Consider the following 16,214-nt stretch of genomic DNA (forward strand, 5'->3'; position numbering starts at 1 on the left):
TAAAAAGTTACATTTTTTTTATTGGTAATGTAAAGGTAAATTTGGTTCCAACATTTTCTTCACTCATTACTGAAATCACACCATCATGGGCTTCCACCATATTTTGGGCAATGGCGAGACCCAAACCAGTTCCACCTTTACCTCTTGTTCTCGATTTATCTGCTTTGTAAAAACGCTCAAACACATACGGCAGATCTTCAGCTGGTATTCCCGAACCTGTGTCTTCCACGCTAATTTTCACGAATGCATTGTGTTGTTCGACACATACCGTGACTTTTCCTTCATTCGGTGTATGACGGATAGCGTTATCAATCAGATTGGTCAAAACTTGTTCAATACGATCTTCATCCACTTCTGTAGTCAATTTCGAAGAGACGGCAGAATCGAATTTCAAATCTATATGTGATTCCTTCGCTACTTGTGCGAATTTTTGTGTAATTCTTTCGATGACTGGGGCAACAGCAACATTTTCTTTATACAGACGCATCCTACCTGATTCCATACGGGCTAAGTCCAATAAATCAGTAACGAGTCGTCCCATGCGTTGGGATTCTTCATAAATAATTTTTATCATTTCGTCTCGTTCTTCTTCAGATGATACGACATCATCTATAATGGCTTCGCTATACCCTTGCAACATCGCAATAGGGGTTCTGAGTTCATGAGACACATTCGCTATGAAGTCAGAGCGTAATCGATCCAGTCGATGTTGTTCAGTCATATCCCGCAATACAGCAACGGCTCCCCTAATTGAATCGCCACTGTACAATGGACTGATTGTAATGGCAAAATAGCTTCCTTCCATTTCGAGTTCTTCATTAATTTCTTCTTCCATATGAAGGACATGGTCAAGCATGTGATCCATTTCAACAGGTATCGGCTGACCATTATTCGTACCCATGCGGAAAAACCATTTTTGCAACAATTTTTCAGCTTGTGGATTGCTTAGTAAAATCGTATGATCACGATTAAACGTAATGACGGCATCTGTCATCGACGTCAATATACTGGATAGCTGTTCCTTCTCTTGATTGATCACTTCTAAATGATGCTTTAATTGTCTTCCCATCTGGTTAAATGCATTTGCCAATTGGCCAATTTCATCATTTTGAAGGGAAGGCAGTTTGGTATCAAAGTTTCCTTTCGATAATTCAAATGCGGCTTCACGCATTTTACGCAGTGGTGATGTGATCCGGGTAGAAAGGAAAAAAGCAAAGAAAGTCGTTAAGATAAATGCAATAAAAGCAGAGAGAAAGACGATATTCGTCGTTTCTTTTGTAGTTTTATGAATGACATCCAAGCTTTGATAAATGAATACGGCTCCATGAACTTCGTTTCCATCATTCAATGGAGAAGCCAATACGATAAAGGGTTCCATTTGACTTTTATTTTGGAGAGATGGCAGCATCATTTCTTTAATGATTGGTTGTGATGATTCGAAAACTTTTCCAAGCGTTTGATCTCTCATAATATATTTTTTTATTTCTTCCCCATTTTCCCCTTCGTGTAAGGCAAGAGATACTTCACGCGGTTCTTTAGCAATCAGTGCATTCGTTTCTGGGCCAAGGATGTCAGAAATAATAGAGAGAGATGCATCAACATTTTCATGATCATCTACAATACGGGCAATTGTACTCGCTTCCTGCCGTAAGGATGCTTCAGCTTGCTCGCTATGATAGTTCCCTAAAAATTCAAGCATTAAGACCGTAATGATAAACAATACAAACGAAACGAGAAGCAATATGGTTACCCATAGCTTCCCGACAACGCTGTTCCATATTCTATTCATTGACAACCTCGAATTTATAGCCTACTCCCCATACAGTTACAATCATTTTTGCGGCTTTTTCGGATACACGGTTCAATTTCTCACGTAATCGTTTCACATGGGTATCGACTGTACGCAAATCACCAAAGAAATCGTAATGCCAAACTTCTTTCAGCAATTGTTCACGGTCAAATACTTTATCCGGAGCTTTCGCTAAAAAGTAAAGTAGCTCATACTCCTTCGGTGTCAAGTTCACTTCTGTTCCATCCGCTGTGACGCGATGTGCATCGTGGTCAATCGTTAGATGCGGAAATACCACCAAATCTTTTGAAGAAGAGGTTGTTGAAATTGGTGAAATTGTCACGGAGCGTCTTAAGACGGCCTTCACACGAAGAACTACTTCACGCGGGCTAAATGGTTTGACTATGTAATCATCCGCTCCTAATTCAAATCCTTGAACGCGGTTTGCTTCTTCGCCTTTTGCAGTTAATAAAAGAATCGGTGTTGCTTTAAGTTCACGAAGTTCGGCAAGCACTTCCAAGCCGTCTTTCTCTGGCATCATCACATCCAATAGGATACAGTGATATTCTTTTTCAAGTGCCATTTCCAGTGCCATGGCTCCATTTTCAGCTTCGTCCACTTCATATCCTTCACGCTCTAAATACATTTTCAATAATCGACGAATGCGGTCTTCGTCATCTACAATTAAAACAGCAATATGTTCCGACATAGTGTTACCCCTTCCGTCCTGACTCTACCAATTATTGTACAATTACATGCTCTAAAATGAAAGAAAAGCCCTTCCCTCGGAAGGAAAAGGCTTGTCATTTTAAGCGTATGAGTGTAACCCGGCAATAATTAGGTTAACAGCAATTAAGTTAAACATAATAATAATGAAGCCTATGACAGCCAACCATGCAGATTTTTCGCCATGCCAGCCTCGTGATAATCGAAGATGCAGGAAGGCTGCATAGAATAGCCATGTGATGAGAGCCCAAACTTCCTTCGGATCCCAGCCCCAGAATCTTGACCAGGCTTCATGTGCCCAGATCATCGCAAATATCAGTGCGCCAAGCGTAAACACAGGGAATCCGATGGACACAGCACGATAACCGATTTCATCCATTAACTGCGAATTGGCCTTTTGGGCAAAAGGTTTCAGAACAGCTGAAATTGGTTTGCGAATGATAAGCCTGATTAATCCATAAAGGATAACCCCAAACAAAAATGACCAAGTAACCGTCGTTAATTTTTTCGCATTAACAAGTGGAGGCATTTCGGCAAATGGTGTCATAGTTCCAGGTGTCAAAGACTCATACTCATTCATTCCGAATAGAGGTGGTGCATTATACGTAATTTCTTTTTCTTTTTCTTCTTTATCTACATAGCTGAATTTTGCTTCGTAATCCATCACGCTAAATGTAGTGGTTGAAGCAACAAAGCCTAATGTTAAGACGAGTGTAAACATGACTGCTTCCAACCAAAAACTTTGTTTTGATCTCTTCGTAATGTCAACATTCTTCAGTAAGTAAATCAAACCAGCCACGGCACTGATTGCCAGAATGGCTTCACCGAGTGCAGCCGTAATAACATGGACTGTTAACCAATAGCTTTTCAACGCCGGAATCAAAGGATTAATGTCGCGCGGGAACATGCTTGCATATGCAATAATGATGATTGCAATCGGTAATGCGAACAGTCCGAGTGATGGTGTCCGGTAAATGAAAAAGATTAAAATAAACGCACCAACAACCATCATGCCAAAAGCGGTTGTAAACTCAAATAAGTTACTTACCGGAGCATGTCCAGCAGCTATCCAACGAGTGATGAAGTAAGCCAAGTTTGCGATGAATCCAACAATCGTTACAATAATCCCGATGCGCCCCCATCGCTTCTCAGAAGTTGATGCTTCTGACTTTGAGCCTTTCACTGCTCCACCGAAAAATAATGTTGCAATCAAATAACAAACAAATGCAACAAACAATAAATTCCCACTAATCGAGACGAGTGTCATGACGACTTCTCACCATCCTTTTTGAGCTCATGTGATTCAGAGTCCTGTTGATCCATGTATGGAGGCAGTTGTGCTGCTTCCGTTAGCTGATCCAACTCTTTTTTAATAGCAAACCAGTTTTTATTCGTATGGGCAGCGACAGCAACCTGTCCATCTTTCGTTTCATGAATCCATATTCTACGGTGATTGAAGTAAGATCCTTGCGCAACCCCGATCATGAAAATCAAGCCACCTAAAGCTAAAATCCATAATGTTTTATCTTTACGTATCGTGAGACCGGAAACATCACGCGTATCTACACTTTGGAATTCAAGTTTATATTCATTATCCCCAAGCGGCTCCACAGTTTGTTTTATCGCCACAAAACTGGTTTCCCCTTCAGGAGTTTCAGGTGTCTTCATTTCCACTAAAAATGCAGGGTTGTTCGGAATTGGAGACTTCGTTTGAGGCTCTCCCTTTTCAAATCCAGAAAAATCCGGATAATATCCTAACAATTTTACAGAAGACCCATTACCTAAATCATAAGAAGTTTCTGGATTCGTCAAATCGATGGAAAGATCACCTAAAGATTCGCCAGTCGCTTTATTTGATAAATTAAAATGCATTGTGCGAAGTTCATCCAAACGGAAGTCCATTTGATAAACAGAAAAACCTTCAAATTTCAAAGGATGATTCACCTGAATGGATTCTTTTTTCACTTCTTCAAGATTATCAGTTTGACCAGGTAATGCAGTTTCTGGTTTTTTATATAAAACTACATTTGTCTGATAGTTAGATGCAATCGTTCCGACACGCTCAATAGCATCCCCGAACACTTCGTCTGATTTTTCTTTATCGTAAGTTTCAAGAATAAATTCTTTACTTTCCAAGTAATAACCAGGTGCTTCCGGAATGGCCCGTGTTTCACCTTCGCGAATCCACATCGTTTCATCCACATAGAATCCTGGTAATGCCCGCAGCATAACCCCGAACAGGAAAATAATAAGACCAACATGATTAACATAAGGACCCCATCTTGAAAAGCGGCCTTTTTCTGCCAGTAACGCTCCGTCTTCTCGCTTCACATTATAACGGAGTTCTTTTAGCTTAGCTTCACTTTTTGTAAACGTTTCTTCTATGGAATTGATGCCACCAAGAGCAAAAAGACGTTGACGTTTCATAAAACTTTCATGTCTTTTCGTGCGTTGTTTTTTCAAAGAGTTGTATAAAGGAATAAAACGGTCCAAACTTGCAACGATAAGGGAAATTCCAAGCATCCCGATTAACGTCTGGAACCACCATGAGCCATATAAATCTGATAAGCCCAATTCGTAATAGATCTTCCCGAATGTTCCATACACTCTTTCATAATAAGCAGCTATATCCGCTTCTGTTGTAGCTGGAACGTAAAGTACTTGCGGTAGAATAGTTCCGATGGCAGCTGCCACCAAAATCATGATAATAATGGTTACTCCGATTTTAACACTTGAAAAGAAGTTCCATATCTTATCAATAATCGATTTGTTGTATGTTTGCGAACGGCGTGCAGAACCTTCGTAACGCATATCCGCTAATTTTAAATCTTTTGCTTCTTTTGTGAGGGGCCGACCACAGTTCCCACATAACACTGTTCCTTCTGGATTTTCATGCCCACAAGCACAAATGATGTTGTTCATATGATTGACTCCTTAATCGGGACGTATCTGCTCCATAAAATGAGCGATGTCCTGTTCTGTCATCTCTCCGCGTACGATCTTCTCAATTTTACCTTCAGGATTGATTAACAAAGTCGTTGGAAGCGGGTCAATGTTGTATGTTTCCATCACACTTTTCGTTTTATCAATAACAATCGGGAAATCTAGTCCATACTGGTCAGCAAACTGTTCTACTTCAAAATTAGACTGCGCGATGTTTACAGCCAATATTTGAACACCTTGTTCTTTAAATACTTCGTATTGACGATCCATTGCGGGCATTTCTTTTGCACACGGCTTACACCATGTACCCCAGAAATTCAGAAAGACCCCTTGTCCTTTATAATCTGACAAGCGATGCTCTTCCCCATTTAAATCCACCAAAGTGAAATCCGGTGCTTCGTCCCCAACGCCTAGAACATCCACCTTGTCTTTAGAAGCATTGTTGTAAATAGTGTAAATGATTGCTACTACCAGAACAGACAAAATCAATGTCCGTATCAAAAATCTTTTTTGTTTCGTCTGAGCCATTTTTATACCTCCCACATGACGAAATAATCATTTATCATTATAACAAAGAAAAGCGGTTGCTAAGACCGCACATTTGAAGGGTTTGTGAACGTTTTCAGGTATTCCGAAAACCTCTAAAATTGGAGAATAGAGTTAAGCAATTTCCAATACCTACTAATTATGAACCAATTTTTCCTGTTTCAGCCATAACACGCAGTAATTTCACTTCATGGGACGTCAACTCACGTGATTCACCTGCATTAAGACCATGAAGCGTCAAGAAAGCAAAGCGTTCACGCTTCAATTTTTGCACAGGGAAACCGATGGCATCGAACATGCGACGAACTTGACGGTTTTTACCTTCATGAATCGTGATTTCAATAATTGCCTTGCTTTGTTTTGGATCAGCCGATAATAATTTGACACGGGCTGGAGCTGTCTTTCCGTCTTCTAGTACAATTCCACGTTCTAGCGGGCGGAGTTGCTCTTTCACTGGAATTCCTTTAACTCGTGCAACATACGTTTTATCGATTTTGAATTTAGGATGAGTTAGCGTATATGATAAATCGCCATCATTCGTCATGATTAAAAGACCCGATGTCTCATAATCTAAACGCCCCACCGGAAATAGTCGTTCTGGTATGTGCGGAAATAAATCTGCAACCGTTTTACGTCCTTTGTCATCCGTCACTGCCGAAATAATTCCTCTTGGTTTATATAATAAATAATAAACCTTTTGCTCTTTTTCCAACTTCACGCCATCTACTTCAACTGTATCTGATGCAGATACTTTTGTTCCAAGTTCTTTGACAACTAGTCCATTCACTTTCACTTTTCCTTCTAAAATCAGTTGCTCGGATTTTCTTCGTGACGCAACCCCAGCATGTGCTAACATTTTTTGTAATCTTTCCATACTTTCACCTCATCGTCGATTCCTATACTCTTTAAAAATTATGTCACACTTTCGCTCAAAACAAAAGAAGACCGCTTATTTAATAAGCAGTCTTCGTCATTCATTCCGCTCAATATGTACTTTTTTTGTAAGTATGGTTTTCCCGTTTATTTGTACTTCCCATTTTGCCACTTTTTGAGACGCTTTCGCCCGATTCAAAACGACAAGATGCGAAACTTGTTCATCCTTGTGTTTTAGGATGTAGGCTGACTCGTCAGCTTTCATCACCAATCCACCTGGTAAATCATATGAGCCTTTTTCAATGACTTGAACTCTATCATATTGTGCAAAGACGTTCTCTGCAAGTTGCTTGTGCATTTGCCAATCATTCGATTGGTTCAATGTAACAACAATCACTTCTTCGTCTCCATCTTTGAAATACGTTGCAAGTGTTCTACCTGCTGTTTTCGTAAATCCTGTTTTCCCGGCAATCGCTTTCGTTTCCAAGCGAACGAGCTTATGCTTGTTATCCCAGTACTTCCCGTCTTGTTTGAAATGGGGTGCAGTTAAGATCGGTTTGAGTTCTTTATTTTCCATCGCGATTTTCAACATAAGAGCTGTGTCATAAGCGGTAGATAAGTGTTCCTCGTGGTGTAATCCTGATGGGTTTTCAAAGTGTGTATTTTTTAATCCCATAATTTTTGCTTTTTCATTCATCAATTTAACGAAGCCTTCAACTGATCCTCCTGCATGCTCTGCTAGAGCAACTGCTGCGTCGTTACCGGACCTCAGCATTAATCCATAAAGCAATACATCAACGGCTGTTTCTTCTCCATTTTTAAGATAAATGGATGAACCTTCTTGCGATGTGGCTACAGGTGAAATTTTGACCTTTTCTTTTAAATCTACTTCATCCGCCACGACAACCGCTGTCCACATTTTTGTTAAGCTGGCAATCGGCATTTTTTGGTCTTCACCGCTTCCTGCCAATAACCGTCCTGTCTTCGCATCAATTACTGCATAAGCAGATCCCTGCGCCTCAGATAATCGAGGGTACAACAGACTTACACCTACCAGGAGAATAACTAACACAATCAACCATTTATTTCGCAACCAGCAGCACCTTTCGCTTCTTATTCTTGTTGTTCCCCAAAAGCTTCCTGGAACTTTGTCATGAATAAATCTGTTTGGTCATCTTCTTCCGTCCCTTGTGTTTCCGGTAACGGCGGCAACTCATTCATATCATTTAATCCAAATACATTTAAAAACTCTTTCGTAGTGCCATACAGGATGGCACGCCCTGTGCCTTCAGCTCGACCGACTTCCTGAATCAGACCTTTAAGGCTTAACGTGTGTAATGGTCTTTCACTCTTCACGCCTCGTAAGTCTTCAATCTCGATTCGTGTAATCGGTTGTTTGTAGGCAACGATCGCCAACACTTCCAATGAAGCTTGTGAAAGAGGTTGATTCGTTGGGTTTTCAACGAGACGTTGAATGGTTTCTGCGTTTTGTTTTTTTGAAATCAGTTGATATGTACCGGCTAATTCTTTTAATTCAATTCCGCGATTTTTGGATTTTGTATAGTCATCCTGTAATTTCTCTAATGCTTCTTTTACCTCTATAGATGTTGCACCAGTTAAATTTTCAATCTGTTTACTTGATAACCCTTCGTCTCCTGTGACAAAAAGTAAACTTTCAATTTTACTCATCAATAGGCTCAAAAGATTCTTCCTCCCATCGATCATTTATTAGATTAACTGTCAGATCATCAAAATTCTGACGTTGCTCGACCATTACCATTTGTCTTTTCATAAGTTCCAGCAAAGATAAAAATGTGACAACCAGAGTTGGTTTGTCTTCTGATGGAAAAAGTTCTGAAAAAGAACAACTTCCGCCACGGGATTTCAAAGTCTTGAAGACACTTTTCATTTGGTCCTTGATGGATAGTTCCTGTCTAGTAATTTTGGTGGCAAGCGGGGCTTTCAATCGTTTCCTTCTCAGCATTTTCTGAAAAGCACCCAACATGTCATAGACATTCAAAGGATCATCAAATGCAGTTAATTGTTGAGTTGGTTGATAGTCGGTCAAGTCACTTGGTGCTCTTGTAAAGACTTGTGCTCGTTGTTCTTCTAATTGCTGCAGATTCTCAGCTGCTTCTTTATACTTCCGATACTCAATCAGACGATTCACCAATTCTTCCCTTGGGTCATTCATATCAAGGGCAAGTTCGTCATCATCCAATTCACCTTCGTGAATCGGAAGCAGCATTTTACTTTTGATTGCAAGCAGGGATGCGGCCATTACTAAATATTCACTTGCTTCATTCAATTCAAGCACTTGCATAGCACGAATATGTTCCATGTACTGTAGAGTTAAATCAGCCATTGGAATATCATATATATCAATTTCCAAACGATGGATTAAGTGCAATAATAAATCGAGAGGACCTTCAAAAGCGTCCAATTTTACTTCATAAGACATGTTAAGATCACCCGATCAAATAGATTCAAATTTTAGTATAGAGGAAGTGTGAGAAGAATGCATCCGTTGTTTCACCCACTTTTTGTGCAGTTTGTCATATATTTTAATGAGCACGAGGATTTTTTTGAATGCCACGAAGTGTTGGAAGAATACTGGAAAGAGATTGCACCGAAAGATAAAACACATCCGCTTACTGCTTGGATTTTGCTCTCGACAGGAATGTATCACTGGCGAAGGGGTAATTTCAATGGCGCGAAAAGATCACTGGTCAAATCATACGATCGTTTCCATCTGAATGGTACGAGTGCTTTTTATGAAGGCATTCACTTTTCAAGACTTATCGTGAATTTGGAGCAATCACTAGAATCCATTGAAAATAATACATCTTTTCAGCCATTTAAAATACAAGTCGATTCATCTGACTTATCATCAGCCATCCTACAACAACCAGCATTAGAAGCACTAACAGGTGATCAACTCATACACAAGCATATGCTCCGGGATCGTTCAGAAATACTTAATGCCCGTGAAGAAAAAAGAAGGAACAGACATTAAATGTCTGTTCCTTCTTGCTGGATGGTGCACTTATCTATGAATGGTTTTGTCGATTCAGCAGCCTTTATTTCTGTACACGGAAGGAAATTTTGCACTTTGGATACCATTTCTTTTCCAATCCCTTCACCTCTAAATGAAGGTGAAACAGTAATATGCTGAATCAAACACTCTGTATCTGTAGTTTCTATGCCAATCAAGCCCACAAAATCTTCCTCTTTTTTCCACATAAACAAATGCCAGTTCGGATTATTTTCATAGGTTTGAATGGTTTCTTGTAATTTTTTTAGATCTTTTTCTTGTGGCATAAACGACAGGAGACCCATCGCAATTTTTTCACAAATTTTTTTATATCGTACTAACATAATAAATCCCTCATTTTTGATTCCGCTTCAGCACAATGACTATCCTACATCATTTGCAATAAAACTTCAACTCGCAATCCATTATTTAACAGTTTATTGGTTCGGCGCAATAAATATCCAATAAAGAACTCCCCAAACAATACTTATTAATAGGATAAATAAATACAATTTGTTATTGTTTCTTTTCATGAGTGTGCACCAACCGTCTCATCTTGTAAAGAACAATCCAACTTTACGAGATCTTCATATGTTTCTCTCTTAATGACAATGCGATGATTGCCCTGCTCCACGAACACGACAGCGGGTCTAGGAAGCCTGTTATAATTGCTGGCCATCGAATATCCGTATGCCCCTGTGCAGAATACAGCGAGTATATCTCCCGCTTCTACTCTTGGTAAAGAAATGTCTTCGATCAGTTTATCGCCTGATTCACAACATTTACCGGCTACTGTGTAGGTTTTAGTGGCTTCAACTGTCATTTTGTTCGCAACAGCCGCATCATATTTTGCTTGATAAAGTGCAGGACGAATATTATCTGACATTCCGCCATCTACAGCCAAGTAATTTCTGACACCCGGTACTTCTTTTTGAGATCCAATCGAATATAAAGTAGTTCCTGCGTCACCTACTAGTGAACGGCCAGGTTCAATCCAAATCTCAGGCATTGGATACTTTGCTTCGCCGATCTCGGAGCGTATGGATTTAATCATATCTTCTACATAAATTGCGGGTTGAAGTGGTTTATCTTCATCTGTATAGCGGATGCCAAAACCGCCCCCTAAGTTTAAAACTGGGCAAACAAAGTCATAATTCTTTTTCCAGGAAAGCATTTTTCCAATTAGTTTTTTTGCTGCCAAGGAGAAAGCAACAGTATCAAAAATTTGTGAACCAATATGACAATGCATGCCTAGTAATTGAATAGATTCTTCATCTTTTACTGCATGGAACGCTTCATCTGCCTGGCCATTATTCAGATCAAAACCAAATTTCGAATCAGCTTGTCCTGTCGTGATATAGTCATGCGTATGCGCTTCAATACCTGGTGTCACACGTAATAAAATATTTACTTGTTTTTTAAGGATTTCTGTTAATCTCTTTAACTGTTCTATTTCATAAAAATTATCAACCACAATACATCCAATACCCGAGTTCAATGCAAAGACTAATTCATCATCACTCTTATTATTGCCATGAAAATGAATTCGTTCCACTGGAAAACCGGCATGAATGGCTGTATATAATTCGCCTCCAGACACAACGTCCAAAGATAGTCCTTCTTCAGCTGCTAGCTGATACATTGCAATACTTGAGAAAGCCTTACTCGCATAAGCTACTTGAGCTTCAACTTGCTCACGTTCAAATGTATGAATAAAAGCACGTGCCCGTTCTTTTATTAATGCTGTATCGTAAACAAATAAAGGTGTTCCATAGTTTTTTGCTAATGTCATCGCAGAAGTTCCACCAATTGTTAAGTGACCATGTTCATCCACGGACTGTGTTCCAAATAAATGCATCTTCATCTCTCCCAATGGTAAGTGGTTTTTCAATATAAGAACTTTACCATAGGGAAAGACTCCGATGCAATGAGTGGATTACGAACGTTTGCGCTTAGGCGAGTGAACAATGAATGGTCTGAGTGCGCCATTTGATGTAGGAAAGCGAATCAGAATGCGTGCCAATGCTTTAGGGAAAAATGGAACGAGCGGCCACAAATAAGGAACTCCCATCGGCTTAATTGATACCAGGTACATGAAAACGAATAGGATTCCAATGAAAAAGCCATTGGACCCAAACATGACGGTAGCAATAAGCATTACATTTCGGAATAACTTGGCGGCAACACTCAATTCATAAGAAGGTAATGCAAATGTTAAAATGGCTGATACCGCTGTATATAACACTACTTCAGGAATGAAAAGTCCGACATCGATTGCAATTTGACCAATAATAATGGCCGCTACTAAGCCCATTGCCGTGGAAAGAGGTGTAGGGGTATGAATGGCTGCTAGCCTCAAAAATTCAAGACCTAAATCAGCGATCACGATTTGAAGAAAAAGCGGGACCTCTCCATTCTCTTTTGGACCAATGTAGGAAAGAAACTCAGGGACTCGATCTGGTTCTACCACTAATAAATACCAGAAAGGCAAAAGTGTTAAACTCAGGAAAAATCCCGAGAAGCGAAGTATGCGGACAAACGTTCCTATCAAAGGAGCTTGTCGATATTCTTCTGCATGTTGCAAATGATGAAAAATCGTTGTAGGAACTAAAATTACGGATGGAGAGGTATCCACGATAATCGCAATATGACCTTCCAATAAATGAGCTGCACATGTATCAGCACGTTCTGTATAGCGGACAAATGGGACAGGATGGAACTTTTGCTTGAATATCCATTCTTCTAGCGACTTGTCTGTCATTGTCAACCCATCGTGATGGATTTTTTTCATACGTTTACGGATATAATCGATATGCTGTTCATTCGCTACACCTTTAATAAAAGCGATGACCGTATCCGTTTGACCACGCGTGGAAAGCTTTGTTAATTCGAAGCGAAGCGAGACATCCCGGATTCTTCTTCGAATTAATGCCGTATTTTGTAAAATGTTTTCCGTAAAGCCATCCCGAGATCCGCGAATGACTTTTTCATTATCAGGCTCATCGGGTTGTCTTCCTGGATAGGAACGAACATCGATTGTGAAAACATAACCACCAGATGTCACAATTCCAAGCTGTCCACTTAAAATTGCGGACAGCCAGGCATCTTTAGAGTCATAGATTGTGACTGAATGATATGGAAAATAGCTATTCATTGCTTCAATTTCATGAATCTCTAATTTATGTTTCACTTGAGATGTCGTGCTCTGTGTTAACGTCAAAATTTGTGTAAGTGTCGTAGAATCAATCAACCCATTCATATAGACAAATAATGATGGTATTGACCAAACGTGTGCGTTTTTGACACCAACATCGAAGCTTTCTCCTTTTCCAAACTTGGAATATACAAAGGATTCAGCATCCTTGATATTGGCAAAAAGTGACTTATCTATTGAGATCCATCCTTTAATGTCGCCTGTTTAGGCATCATCCAACTTTTCAGTTGCTTCAGTATTTTCTTTTCTAACCTGGACACTTGCACTTGTGAAATACCGAGTCTTTCCGCAATATCACTTTGCGTACAGTCCAAGTAGTAGCGTAAATAGATAATCATTTGTTCCCTTTTTCCGAGTTTCGATAAAATATCTCGCAATGGAATGTGATCAAACGAGCGCTCCGAACGTTCGTCTCTTAATTGATCCATCAGAGTCAATGCGTCCCCTTCACTTTCAAATAATTGTTCATGAAGAGAAGCTGGATCTCTTAATGCATCGGAAGCCAGAACCACTTCATCCATCGTCACATCAAGCGTTGTGGCAAGTTCTGACAAGGAGGGTTGGCGTTCATGTAGCCGAATAAATTCATCGGTTGCATGACGAATTTTAAAACTCAATTCCCGGATGGAACGACTTACTTTAACCATGCCGTCATCTCGCAGGAACCGTTGTATTTCCCCAATAATCATTGGAACAGCATAAGTGGAAAATTTAACTTCGTACGATAAATCGAATTTGTCGACAGATTTCATTAACCCTATACAACCGATTTGAAATAGATCCTCTAAATCCGCTCCCCGTGAAGCGAATCGTTGGACGATGGACCAGACAAGACGGGTATTTCCTTCTACCATGGTTTGTCTGGCAATTTTGTCTCCCTGTTGAGACAAAAAGATCAATTCACGCATTTTTTCTTGAGTCAACAACACGGGTTGTTGTCCGATAGGCGTCGTCATCGTTCACCTAAAACGAAGTTGGATTGTATGGGTAAAAATTCCTTCGTAAAGGTAATCGCAGTTCCTTTCTGAGGCTCTGACCATACCGACAAATGATCTGAGAAACTTTCCATAATAGTAAAGCCCATCCCGGAGCGTTCTCTCTCCGGTTTTGATGTATAAAGAGGTTCCATCGCTTGCTCGAGGTTTGGAATGCCTCTGCCTTCATCGCTGATGGTCATCGTGATTGATTGTCCATTTCTTTTGGCACGTATGGTTACGATGCCCTCCCCATCCTCTTCATATCCATGAATGATGGCGTTCGTCACTGCTTCAGAAACAATTGTTTTAAACTCAGCTAATTCATCAATGGTTGGGTCAAGAGATGCAATAAAGCTCGTCATCACCATACGTGCCAAACCTTCATTTTCACTAATGGCAATAAACGATAGCGTCATTTCATTGTCCATTTAAAATACCCCCTAACTGTGCGATTGTTTCTTCTTCTGTTGTTGGCCAAACATAGGAACCGAGACCAGAATATTGAAAGATTTTTTTCATCGTTTCAGAAGGATGTAAAATAACTGTTTGTCCATTAGTAGGGACAAAATCTCTCATTCTTCCTAAGATAAGTCCAATACCTGCACTATCCATAAAATGTAAGTCTTGCAAGTTCCATATAATGGCGCGAAGAGTTCCTCTATAAAGAGATTGTGAAATTTCGTCACGGATTGTTTGTGTGGCATGATGGTCAAGCTCGCCCTTTAAGCGAATAATAGCTATACCATCTTCGACAAATAAAAGTTGATGTTTCATCTAGTAACTCCTCCTTTCCGTGACTATTCGAGGTGAGCTACTCCAATTCCTTGTCGTTGACAAATAAAGGTTAAACCTCTTAATTCTCGACAGAAATTGCAACATTCTATTCATTAACAGTATGGAAAATCTTTCATACATTTAAACATCAGAGAAGAAAAAAGGTTTTACTTTTTTGTAGGCATTTACGTTTTGAGCTAAAAGACACTTCCTGTGCTTAGACATGATTTCGAAATGAAACACTGAAGCATAAGGTTTTCAGTTCGCTGTGGAACCCTCATTTGCTGCACTATAATCTAGAGAATAAAGAGGATGGGGTTGTGACTGTGTCACAACCCCATCCTCTTTTGTTAGATCATCTTGCGGCTTTTGTGCGTACTTAGCTCCCTTACAACCTTAGTGCTCTGCATTTTATGGTTTACTAAAGAATCGATGCTCTATTTAAGTAGATATTCCGTCGAAGATAGTTCTCTACATTCTTAACGTAAGAGAACACGATTCATTTTATAAGTGATACACACATTTTTCATGAAAATTAACTTTGCTTCAACTTTACTTTCATTTGTTCATATTTCCGCTTGTACTATCCCGCTTTAGTTAATGGTAACCCCCATCTTACTTGCATTCTTTTTTCCTTGTTTAAATCTGTTTGCCCATGTCTAATTACATAAATCAATGATGGAATCGTCCAATGTATAAAGTAGTTTTATGTTAAATCATTGAACTAACTTTATCCGTTAGTCTAGCAAGGAATATGTAGTACAATTCCAATGCCTTGCACTTACTTTACTTTTACCTTTCCACCCCTTCTTCTGCAATTCCTTTGCAATTAACATATTAAAAAAACCATGCCCTACTAAAGCTATCGATTTATGTTCATGTGCATAATCAATTAGCAGTTGGACAGCCATTCCTGCCCTGTCTTTCGCCTGACGGAAAGACTCGCATTCGTTAGAATATCCACTAAACCACAGTAATCTTAAAATCACTGCCCAGATATTTGGCTTTAATCTTACATTAAATAATTTAGTTGGAATTGAAGGTAACTCCGTTTCTCTAAATAAACAATCAGAAACTATTTTTACTTTTGTATTTAATAACCTTGCTGATTCAACTGACCTTTTTAAATTGCTGGATAAAACAATTTTTGCAGTAGTTACTTTTTCAAGCGTTTCCGACGGGTATAATGACTCTTCAAACACGCCGTTAAAGTCATATTTCCCCACCCATTCCTTAAACTCCATACAAGTCATTTTATCACTTTCAGTCAGTAGTGATCTTCCATGCCGAATCAATGAAATCTCCATATAAATCTCCTTGTATTAACAATGATTTTTG

The 16,214-nt window shown here is 39.5% G+C and carries 17 protein-coding genes and 1 pseudogene; 1 reads left to right on the forward strand and 17 read right to left on the reverse strand.

Annotation, left to right across the window (positions count from 1 at the left end; genetic code table 11):
- Positions 1–7: 7 nt before the first annotated feature.
- From AC1DSK_RS08850 to AC1DSK_RS08890, 9 genes are all read right to left on the reverse strand, one after another.
- The gene (locus tag AC1DSK_RS08850) at positions 8–1,789 is read right to left on the reverse strand and encodes an ATP-binding protein (protein ID WP_477547981.1); all 1,782 of its coding nucleotides are present in this window, start codon (positions 1,787–1,789) and stop codon (positions 8–10) included.
- Positions 1,782–2,498, reverse strand: a complete 717-nt coding sequence (locus tag AC1DSK_RS08855; RefSeq protein ID WP_477547982.1) for a response regulator transcription factor — start codon at positions 2,496–2,498, stop codon at positions 1,782–1,784. The genes AC1DSK_RS08850 and AC1DSK_RS08855 overlap by 8 nt, the downstream gene beginning before the upstream one ends.
- A gap of 99 nt (positions 2,499–2,597) precedes the next feature.
- Positions 2,598–3,782, reverse strand: coding sequence for a c-type cytochrome biogenesis protein CcsB (ccsB, locus tag AC1DSK_RS08860; RefSeq protein WP_477547983.1), 1,185 nt, complete (start codon positions 3,780–3,782; stop codon positions 2,598–2,600).
- The gene (resB, locus tag AC1DSK_RS08865) at positions 3,779–5,437 is read right to left on the reverse strand and encodes a cytochrome c biogenesis protein ResB (RefSeq protein WP_477547984.1); all 1,659 of its coding nucleotides are present in this window, start codon (positions 5,435–5,437) and stop codon (positions 3,779–3,781) included. The genes ccsB and resB overlap by 4 nt, the downstream gene beginning before the upstream one ends.
- A gap of 12 nt (positions 5,438–5,449) precedes the next feature.
- Positions 5,450–5,986 carry a thiol-disulfide oxidoreductase ResA gene (resA, locus tag AC1DSK_RS08870; RefSeq protein WP_477547985.1) on the reverse strand — a complete coding sequence of 179 codons (537 nt, stop codon included), beginning with the start codon at positions 5,984–5,986 and terminating at the stop codon, positions 5,450–5,452.
- Positions 5,987–6,143: 157 nt separating this feature from the next.
- The gene (locus tag AC1DSK_RS08875; protein ID WP_477547986.1) at positions 6,144–6,878 is read right to left on the reverse strand and encodes a pseudouridine synthase; all 735 of its coding nucleotides are present in this window, start codon (positions 6,876–6,878) and stop codon (positions 6,144–6,146) included.
- A gap of 96 nt (positions 6,879–6,974) precedes the next feature.
- Entirely contained in the window at positions 6,975–7,970 is a 996-nt protein-coding gene (locus AC1DSK_RS08880; protein WP_477547987.1) for a D-alanyl-D-alanine carboxypeptidase family protein, read from the reverse strand.
- Positions 7,971–7,990: 20 nt separating this feature from the next.
- Complete coding sequence (scpB, locus tag AC1DSK_RS08885; RefSeq protein WP_477547988.1) at positions 7,991–8,566, reverse strand: SMC-Scp complex subunit ScpB; 576 nt, start codon at positions 8,564–8,566, stop codon at positions 7,991–7,993.
- Positions 8,559–9,338: a segregation/condensation protein A gene (locus AC1DSK_RS08890; protein ID WP_016427453.1), complete on the reverse strand. Its 780-nt coding sequence runs from the start codon at positions 9,336–9,338 to the stop codon at positions 8,559–8,561. The genes scpB and AC1DSK_RS08890 overlap by 8 nt, the downstream gene beginning before the upstream one ends.
- A gap of 57 nt (positions 9,339–9,395) precedes the next feature.
- On the opposite strand from AC1DSK_RS08890, the gene AC1DSK_RS08895 reads away from it, so the two are divergent.
- A complete protein-coding gene (locus AC1DSK_RS08895) occupies positions 9,396–9,893 on the forward strand; it encodes a DUF309 domain-containing protein (RefSeq protein ID WP_477598181.1) in 498 nt (165 codons plus the stop codon).
- Here the strand turns inward: AC1DSK_RS08895 and AC1DSK_RS08900 are convergent.
- The 8 genes and pseudogenes from AC1DSK_RS08900 to AC1DSK_RS08935 form a co-directional block, all read right to left on the reverse strand.
- A complete protein-coding gene (locus tag AC1DSK_RS08900; RefSeq protein WP_016427455.1) occupies positions 9,890–10,255 on the reverse strand; it encodes a GNAT family N-acetyltransferase in 366 nt (121 codons plus the stop codon). The two genes, AC1DSK_RS08895 and AC1DSK_RS08900, sit on opposite strands and share 4 nt — an antisense overlap.
- A 185-nt stretch (positions 10,256–10,440) precedes the next feature.
- A complete protein-coding gene (gene lysA, locus AC1DSK_RS08905; protein ID WP_477547990.1) occupies positions 10,441–11,769 on the reverse strand; it encodes a diaminopimelate decarboxylase in 1,329 nt (442 codons plus the stop codon).
- Between the two features lie 78 nt (positions 11,770–11,847).
- Positions 11,848–13,302 (reverse strand): spore germination protein, encoded by a 1,455-nt coding sequence (locus AC1DSK_RS08910; RefSeq protein ID WP_477548021.1) that lies wholly within the window; start codon positions 13,300–13,302, stop codon positions 11,848–11,850.
- Positions 13,299–14,081: a SigF/SigG family RNA polymerase sporulation sigma factor gene (locus AC1DSK_RS08915; RefSeq protein WP_016427458.1), complete on the reverse strand. Its 783-nt coding sequence runs from the start codon at positions 14,079–14,081 to the stop codon at positions 13,299–13,301. The genes AC1DSK_RS08910 and AC1DSK_RS08915 overlap by 4 nt, the downstream gene beginning before the upstream one ends.
- Positions 14,078–14,530, reverse strand: coding sequence for an anti-sigma F factor (spoIIAB, locus tag AC1DSK_RS08920; RefSeq protein ID WP_016427459.1), 453 nt, complete (start codon positions 14,528–14,530; stop codon positions 14,078–14,080). Before spoIIAB ends, AC1DSK_RS08915 begins: the two co-directional genes overlap by 4 nt.
- Entirely contained in the window at positions 14,520–14,876 is a 357-nt protein-coding gene (locus AC1DSK_RS08925; protein WP_016427460.1) for an STAS domain-containing protein, read from the reverse strand. The genes spoIIAB and AC1DSK_RS08925 overlap by 11 nt, the downstream gene beginning before the upstream one ends.
- A gap of 586 nt (positions 14,877–15,462) precedes the next feature.
- Positions 15,463–15,552 (reverse strand): annotated as a pseudogene (locus AC1DSK_RS08930) (phosphoglycerate mutase family protein); the annotation flags it as partial.
- A 61-nt stretch (positions 15,553–15,613) separates the two neighbouring features.
- Positions 15,614–16,183, reverse strand: coding sequence for a histidine phosphatase family protein (locus AC1DSK_RS08935; protein WP_477547991.1), 570 nt, complete (start codon positions 16,181–16,183; stop codon positions 15,614–15,616).
- Positions 16,184–16,214 lie beyond the last annotated feature (31 nt).

Source organism: Paenisporosarcina sp. P4_B8 (assembly GCF_056402175.1).

What these genes read in the sequence shown, in the direction of transcription:
- AC1DSK_RS08850 (WP_477547981.1), bottom strand. Translation starts at nt 1,789, where the DNA reads ATGAATAGAATATGGAACAGCGTTGTCGGGAAGCTATGGGTAACCATA.
- AC1DSK_RS08855 (WP_477547982.1), bottom strand. Translation starts at nt 2,498, where the DNA reads ATGTCGGAACATATTGCTGTTTTAATTGTAGATGACGAAGACCGCATT.
- ccsB (WP_477547983.1), bottom strand. Translation starts at nt 3,782, where the DNA reads ATGACACTCGTCTCGATTAGTGGGAATTTATTGTTTGTTGCATTTGTT.
- resB (WP_477547984.1), bottom strand. Translation starts at nt 5,437, where the DNA reads ATGAACAACATCATTTGTGCTTGTGGGCATGAAAATCCAGAAGGAACA.
- resA (WP_477547985.1), bottom strand. Translation starts at nt 5,986, where the DNA reads ATGGCTCAGACGAAACAAAAAAGATTTTTGATACGGACATTGATTTTG.
- AC1DSK_RS08875 (WP_477547986.1), bottom strand. Translation starts at nt 6,878, where the DNA reads ATGGAAAGATTACAAAAAATGTTAGCACATGCTGGGGTTGCGTCACGA.
- scpB (WP_477547988.1), bottom strand. Translation starts at nt 8,566, where the DNA reads ATGAGTAAAATTGAAAGTTTACTTTTTGTCACAGGAGACGAAGGGTTA.
- AC1DSK_RS08890 (WP_016427453.1), bottom strand. Translation starts at nt 9,338, where the DNA reads ATGTCTTATGAAGTAAAATTGGACGCTTTTGAAGGTCCTCTCGATTTA.
- AC1DSK_RS08895 (WP_477598181.1), top strand. Translation starts at nt 9,396, where the DNA reads ATGCATCCGTTGTTTCACCCACTTTTTGTGCAGTTTGTCATATATTTT.
- AC1DSK_RS08900 (WP_016427455.1), bottom strand. Translation starts at nt 10,255, where the DNA reads ATGTTAGTACGATATAAAAAAATTTGTGAAAAAATTGCGATGGGTCTC.
- lysA (WP_477547990.1), bottom strand. Translation starts at nt 11,769, where the DNA reads ATGCATTTATTTGGAACACAGTCCGTGGATGAACATGGTCACTTAACA.
- AC1DSK_RS08915 (WP_016427458.1), bottom strand. Translation starts at nt 14,081, where the DNA reads ATGACGACGCCTATCGGACAACAACCCGTGTTGTTGACTCAAGAAAAA.
- spoIIAB (WP_016427459.1), bottom strand. Translation starts at nt 14,530, where the DNA reads ATGGACAATGAAATGACGCTATCGTTTATTGCCATTAGTGAAAATGAA.
- AC1DSK_RS08925 (WP_016427460.1), bottom strand. Translation starts at nt 14,876, where the DNA reads ATGAAACATCAACTTTTATTTGTCGAAGATGGTATAGCTATTATTCGC.
- AC1DSK_RS08935 (WP_477547991.1), bottom strand. Translation starts at nt 16,183, where the DNA reads ATGGAGATTTCATTGATTCGGCATGGAAGATCACTACTGACTGAAAGT.